The following is a 7,147-nucleotide window of genomic DNA, read 5'->3' on the forward strand; positions in this document are numbered from 1 at the left end:
CCCTTTTATTTTTAGTCTGCTCCCTCCCTCTGCCAATAATAATTATACACTAACAACGGATCTCCTTACACTTTTCTGCCCACCAGACAGATCCAGTGGGGCAATGCCATGGGCGGATTCTTCCTCCAGTCGTACATCCTGTCCACCTCTTCTCTGTCGGCGCGGAGGCCATTGATGATATCCTCCGTCTTCAGCCAGAAGGGCCGTTCGTAGTCCTTTTCATCGAACATCTCCTCAAAATGTTCAAGGCGCATGCCGGAATGCATCATGGCGTTCATGATATCCTGCAATCTCCAGTGGAAATTCACTGTGGTCTCGTCCTCAAAGGGCCCGGTGGCGTCATAGGGCTTTATGATTTTCAGCTCCTCGTCAAAGGGGCGCAGATGAGGGTGGATCTCATAGACGATATTCAGTCCGCCTTTTTTCAATATCCGGTTTACATTGGCATACATGGACGGCAGGTCATTGAGCCATACGTGCACGCCGTTTGAGGTGTACACCAGGTCGTACCCGCCGTCCGGGATGCCTTCCAGCTTCATGGTGTCCGCGCACACGAATTCGATGGCATCGCCAAGCCCTTCCCGGACCGCCACCTGCCTTGCGTGGGCCAGTTGATTGTCGGAGATATCGCAGGAGGTCACCGTGGCGCCTGACAGGGCGAAGGCGAAGACAGCCAGATTGTCGCCGCTGGAGGGCACGCAGACACGCTTCCCTTTCAGGTCGGGAAGGTAGCGTTGGATCAGTTCCCAGGTCTTCTTATGGAATGCCTTTGCGGGATCGTTCAAAACCGGGCGGAGGATTTTCTCCGAATGGTTGAAAGCCGACCACTTTTCCGAATAACTGTTCCAGTCTTTCCTGTTCTTTTCCACTATTTCTTTAGATGTCATCATGGCAACCTCCTGTCACTGCTGCTGGTGTCCTGCGGCTCTGTATAGAAGGATATCATGAAACGGGGGCTGATTCAAGTCCGGGAAGGGTTATAACGAAAGTATGGACATGTCTTTGACGCTCACGACAGATTTTCACCCTTTCAGGAGTAAAACGGGAATGAGAGCCGGAATGGTATAGAATGAAATCACATCGAAAGGAGAGTCGAAACTATGAAGAAGACAATGAGCATTACATTCCTGGAAGTAACGAAATTACTGAAAAAGAGCGAGTTCCTCATAGGCCTGATCCTGGTGCTGGTCATGGGCGGGGGGATGACATACGGCGCGTACAGGTTCCCGGACAGCTTCGGGGTGCACAATGTGATCGCGTTCTATGGCAACTTCTCCAGCATCCTGATCATGTTCCTGGCGGCAAAGAGCCTGGGGGAGGAATTCGATTTGAAGACAGCCACCTTCGTCTTTACGTCAAGGAGCACCAGAACCCAGATCGTCACGGCGAAAATCGTCAGCGTGGCCCTTGCCAATATGCTGATTGGTCTGTGCGGCGGGATTTTGTACGACATTTCAATAGTCATCTGCGGACAGCCCTGGACAGTGCCCGTGATGCTCGGAACCATTGGGAAAGAGATGCTGATTTATACGATTTACGGCTTTGCCATAGGAGCCACAGCAGTGATGATTGCCTGCCTGCGCAATTCCACCATCACGTCTTTTATCTATCTGATCGTGCTGTTCTGGGTAATGCCCGGCATCCTGCAGATGATCGGACAGAAGATAGCGGCATTGGGGAAAGTGATGGACTATGTGCTGTTCTGTATGTCCGACCAGTTCCTGATGTACCAGGACTGGAGCGCCAAGAACATTGCGGTGTTTATCGTCACGGGCATCGCGTTCTCGATTGTGGGAATGGCCGTTCTGCAGAGAAGGGATTTGTAGTGAGAAAAGGCTGGCTTCGCCCTTGACAACATGCTTGAAACGGCTATAATAAAGTATAACTTTGGGTTAGCCAAAAGGAGCGCGCCATGTATTCCATTAAAAGACATATTTGAAGAAGAAACTCCATCTGATGGAGGGAGTGGGCGAATCTGTAAATAAGCTTCTTAAAGCGAAAAACCATCTGGCCTTCGTTAAATTCCTGACTTGTGTGGCAGCGCGCATTCCGGTTATCCGGGTGTAAGGGATTTTTCATGTTCCTAAGAAAGGGGGCTGAGATTTATGGCAAGGACAGTGAGCATCGGGCGTCAGGATTTTCAAAGGATAAGGGAAAGCAACAACTTCTATGTGGACAAAACCCACTTTATCAGGGAGTGGTGGGAGGCGGACGATGAGGTGACTCTGATTGCGCGTCCCAGAAGGTTCGGAAAGACACTGAACATGAGCATGCTGGAGAAGTTCTTTTCAGTGAGCTATGCGGGGAGGGGCGATTTGTTTGAGGGTCTCTCCATTTGGGAGGATGTGAAATATCGCGGGCTACAGGGAACCTGGCCGGTCATTTCCCTGAGCTTTGCCGACATCAAGGAAACTTCCTTTATACAGGCCCGCAAAAAAATGTGCCGTATCATGAATGAGCTTTATAAACAATTCGATTTTCTGCTGAAAACGGATCTGCTGACAGAGAGCGAAAAGAAGGAGTTTTGGATTTCCGCCGATATGGAGGATAATCAGCTCTCTTTTTCCCTGAAGCTATTATCCAGCCATCTGTCCCGCTATTACGGGAAGAAGGTGCTCATATTTTTGGACGAGTACGATACGCCCATGCAGGAGGCTTTTGCCAATGGGTATTGGGATGAGATGGCGGCCTTCATCCGGAGCATGTTCAACTCCACATTTAAGACGAATCCCTATATGGCGAGGGCGGTTTTGACGGGGATAACGCGAATCAGCAAAGAATCCATTTTTTCTGATTTGAATAACCTGAAAGTGGTTACGGTTACATCCGAAGAATATGCAGATGCCTTTGGCTTTACGGAGAGGGAAGTATTTCAGGCTTTGGACGAATTTGGATTATCAGATAAAAAAGAGGATATAAAGCAATGGTATGATGGTTTTACTTTCGGAAAGACCGGTGATATTTATAATCCGTGGTCTATCATAAATTATCTGGATACCAAAAGGCTGGCCGCCTACTGGGCCAACTCCAGCGCCAACAGCCTGGCGGGGAAGCTGATTCGGGAGGGCAATAAAAACATCAAGCTGGAGTTCGAAAGGCTGATGCAGGGGGAGACCCTCCGAATGGAAATCGACGAACAGATTGTATTCAATCAGCTGAATACCGGGAAGAACGCAATCTGGAGCCTTCTGCTTGCCAGTGGTTACCTGAAGGCTGTGGATACCGAATATGATGACGAAACAGGCTGCTTCTACTATTACCTCGCCCTGACCAACTGGGAAGTACGAATCATGTTCCAGAGAATGATTCGGGACTGGTTCTGGGAGGAGGGCGACTCTTACAATGATTTTATCAAGGCACTGCTGGCGGACGATGTGAAGGCCATGAATTTCTATATGAATAAGGTGGCCCTGCAGACGTTCAGCTTCTTCGACTCGGGGAAGAAGCCGTCAGAGGAGGAGCCGGAAAGGTTCTACCACGGCTTTGTCCTGGGGCTGATGGTGGAGCTGGCAGATAAATATGTGCTGACATCCAACCGGGAGAAGTGCAAAGCAAGCTACGCTTGCTTGGGCCAGTACGACGTGATGTTGGAGCCCAAGACAGTTCGGGGCGACGGCGTTAAAACTGGCGGAAGAGAAGCCGATGCTATTATTATAGAATTCAAGGTTCAGGATGCATCGGAGGAAATGGAGCTTTCCGATACCGTGGCCAGTGCCCTGGAACAGATAGAGGAGCAGAATTACGAGGCTGGACTGATCGCAAGGGGAATTCCGAAGGAGAGAATCCGGAAGTACGGCTTCGCCTTCTGCGGGAAGAAGGTTCTCATTGGGGGAGAAAGCATGGGGAGCGTGTATGATGAGAGGGGGATTTTGAGCTTTTAGCTGCAAAGGAAAGACTCCCCTGTTAAGGGAGTCTTTTAGAAAAAGCTGTGCGCCAACGCCCTTTGCGGGACTAGATAATAAGCATCCCCCGCATTTCACGCCCGACAAATCCGCACCTGCTGTATAAACACCCCCTCCTCCATCCGCGTCTCATGATAAACATTATCATACCGATTCAAAATCTCCCCCACAGTATAAAGCCCGATCCCACGCCCCTCCCCCTTAGTGCTCACATCCTTCTTACACATCTGCCCCAGAGAAAGCCCCCTGTCCACAAAAGAATTGGACAGAAGGAACACCACATCCCCCTCCACCCTGCCCAGATGGAAACCCAGGAAAGGGCGCTCCGTCTCCAGGCAGGCCTCGATCGCATTGTCCAGATAGATCCCCAGCACCCTCACCAGATCCACCGGATCCATGTGCACAGAATCAATCACATCCGGGATATCCACCTCCACCTCAACCTCCCGGTTCACCGCCAGGAGCAGCTTCGTATACAGGATGCTCTTCAGCTCCAACACCTCCACATGCAGCAGACTGTTCAAAGCGTCATTCTTCTGGGTGAGACCCTTCTGCATAGGCAGGATATGCCCATAGAAAAACTCCCCCAGCTCCTCATACCGCCCCTCCTCGATATAAGCCGCCAGAGAAGCCATCACATTGATATAATCATGCCGGAAAGAGCGCAGATTATCATAGACCATCTCCAGATTCCCCGTGTACTCCTTCAGATGCTCCAGATACTCCACCTTCTTCCGCGCCTCATAATTCCCCCTCACAGCGTGCAGCACGATAAAAAGCATGCTGAATGTAAACAGAAAATACAGCACAAGGGAAGCCACCATCAAAAAATACTCCCGGTGGGTGATCTCTATAGTATCAAAAAAAGAAGCCATAGTGAGGATCATATAAGCGCAGAGCAAAAGGGTCAAAGCCAGGAAAGCCAACAGCTTCTTCCCCATCCCCTCCAAAATATCCCCGAGATACCGCAAAAACAGCCGCCTCACCAGATAGAGGGCGGGAAAACTGACGATTCCGGTACCGATGGAATACAGTACAATCCACGCCGCATCCGCATTCAACTCCTTCACGGACAGATCCCACAGGAGATTGAACGCCAGCCCGACCAGATTGCCGAATACGCAATTCAGTATATAACCAATCGGAAGATAGAAGAACATATAGTGCTTCCCGGTGGACTTCACCAACAGCACAGAATGCACCCCCAATGTGACCACAACCAGCGGATAAAAGGTAAAATAAGCCTGTACCAGAAAAAACGCCGAAATCGATAAAACCAAAATTGCGTATACCCTTCGGGGAACATAGGGATGGGCCAGGATAAAAACGTCACAGGTCAGCAACAACCCAATCAGCAGCGAAGCAATCAAATAGAGCATCATCGTAAAAACCCCCTGAAACAGTATGATTTTGACTAAAATATCTGAACCTGCTGTATGAACAGCCCCTCCTCCATCCGGGTCTCATGATACACATTGTCATACCGGTTCAGGATTTCCTCCACATTACAAAGCCCAATCCCACGCCCCTCCCCCTTAGTGCTCACATCCTTCTTGCACATCTGCCCCAGGGAAAGCCCCCTGTCCACAAAAGGATTGGACAGAAGGAACACGATTCCCTCCTCCGTCCTGCCCAGATGGAAACCCAGGAAAGGGCGCTCCGTCTCCAGGCAGGCCTCGATCGCATTGTCCAGATAAATCCCCAGCACCCTCACCAGATCCACCGGATCCATGTGCACACAATCGATCACGTCCGGGATATCCACCTCCACCTCAACCCCCCGGTTCACCGCCAGGAGCAGCTTGGCGTACAGAATGCTCTTCACCTCCAGCACATGCACATGGGACAAGCGGCACAACGCGTCGTTCCTCTGTGCCAGCCCCTCCTGCATAGGCAGGATATGCCCATAGAAAAAGTCCCTCAGCTCCTCATACCGCCCCTCCTCGATATAAGCCGCCAGAGAAGCCATCACATTGATATAATCATGCCGGAAAGAGCGCAGATTATCATAGACCATCTCCAGATTCCCCGTGTACTCCTTCAGATGCTCCAGATACTCCACCTTCTTCCGCGCCTCATAATTCCCCCTGACAGTGTGCAGCACAATCAGGATCATGCTCAAAGTGAACAGAAAATACAGCACAAGGGAACCGACCATCAACAGGAACTCCCTGTGGGTGATGTCCAGCGTGTCAAAAAAAGAAGCCATCGTGAAAAGCATGAACGCGCAGAGCAGCAAAGTCACCCCGATCAAAGACAGCAGCCTTCCCCCCATTTTTTCCAAAACACCCGAAACATACCGCCCCACCAGCCCCCTGGCCACAAAAAGCAAAGGACAGGACAATACAAGACTACAGCCGCCCAACAGGACAATGTAAAACCCATCCCCGTTAATGTCCTTCACAGACAGACCCCAGGCCAGATTAGCTCCCAGAGCCACCAGATTGCTCACCACACAGTTCAAAATATAACCAAGGGGAATGGAAAGGAACGAATCCAACCGCCCCGTCCACTTTACCAACAGCGCAGAATTCACCCCCAGAGCCACCGGCAGCAAAGGAGAAAAGTCAAAATACAATTGCAGCAAAAAGAACCCCCCAAACGAAAAAAAGAAAAGAAAATACTTCCCTATAGAAAGACGCGGGCGGCCCAATATCAGGATATCGCATGTCAGCATCAGGGCATTGCACGCCGCCATCACCAACAATATCATCATAAAAAACTCCTTAAAACAGTACAGACGGATCCGGTAACCTGATATATTATAATATATCACCCACAGCCTGGCAAGCAGAAACGCGTTCATGACTCCAAAACGCCCATTCGCGACAGAAAAAAGAAAACCGCGGTTTCGTGCTTTATAATAAAACAGAAAAAAGCGTAGCCGGAAATCCTCTGCCCAAGTGCGGGTACTGGGAGGGGCGGACGCGGGACTGGAAAAACAGCGTCTGCCCCGTCCAGCACCCCAGAGGAATTACGGACGCAATCATTACGCGTCCGGAAATCCTCTGCCCAAGTCGGGTGCAGGGAGGGCGGACGCGGAACTGGAATAGGAGGAAAAAGATGAATTGCGCATTAAAAGTAAACAATGTCAGCAAAAAAGCAAAAGACTTCCAGATTTTGCACAACGTATCCTTTGAACTGGAAAAAGGCGAAATCGTGGGCCTGATCGGCCCCAATGGAGCCGGAAAGACCAGCATCATGAAAATCCTGGTAGGCCTGACCAGGAACTACACCGGAGAAGT

The 7,147-nt window shown here is 50.4% G+C and carries 5 protein-coding genes and 1 pseudogene (1 of these 6 cut by a window edge); 3 read left to right on the forward strand and 3 right to left on the reverse strand.

All coding sequences use genetic code 11. The features are described from left to right. Positions 1–65: 65 nt before the first annotated feature. The gene (locus tag Q2B33_RS15615; protein ID WP_300566217.1) at positions 66–890 is read right to left on the reverse strand and encodes a class I SAM-dependent methyltransferase; all 825 of its coding nucleotides are present in this window, start codon (positions 888–890) and stop codon (positions 66–68) included. Between the two features lie 210 nt (positions 891–1,100). Here Q2B33_RS15615 and Q2B33_RS15620 point away from each other — a divergent pair, with 210 nt between their 5' ends. Continuing rightward, complete coding sequence (locus Q2B33_RS15620) at positions 1,101–1,826, forward strand: hypothetical protein (RefSeq protein WP_300784147.1); 726 nt, start codon at positions 1,101–1,103, stop codon at positions 1,824–1,826. Positions 1,827–2,105: 279 nt separating this feature from the next. Further along, a complete protein-coding gene (locus Q2B33_RS15625) occupies positions 2,106–3,881 on the forward strand; it encodes an AAA family ATPase (protein WP_300784145.1) in 1,776 nt (591 codons plus the stop codon). Between the two features lie 95 nt (positions 3,882–3,976). Here the strand turns inward: Q2B33_RS15625 and Q2B33_RS15630 are convergent, their stop codons facing one another. Together Q2B33_RS15630 and Q2B33_RS15635 are read right to left on the reverse strand one after the other, a co-directional pair. Then, positions 3,977–5,284 carry an ATP-binding protein gene (locus Q2B33_RS15630; RefSeq protein WP_300784143.1) on the reverse strand — a complete coding sequence of 436 codons (1,308 nt, stop codon included), beginning with the start codon at positions 5,282–5,284 and terminating at the stop codon, positions 3,977–3,979. A gap of 32 nt (positions 5,285–5,316) precedes the next feature. Next, positions 5,317–6,489, reverse strand: a complete 1,173-nt coding sequence (locus Q2B33_RS15635) for a sensor histidine kinase (RefSeq protein WP_300914098.1) — start codon at positions 6,487–6,489, stop codon at positions 5,317–5,319. 476 nt (positions 6,490–6,965) lie between these two features. Between Q2B33_RS15635 and Q2B33_RS15640 the strand changes: the two are divergent. Beyond that, positions 6,966–7,147: pseudogene (locus Q2B33_RS15640) on the forward strand (ABC transporter ATP-binding protein); it runs 695 nt beyond the window's last position.

The organism is uncultured Acetatifactor sp. (assembly GCF_948601915.1).
GTDB lineage: Bacteria > Bacillota > Clostridia > Lachnospirales > Lachnospiraceae > Acetatifactor.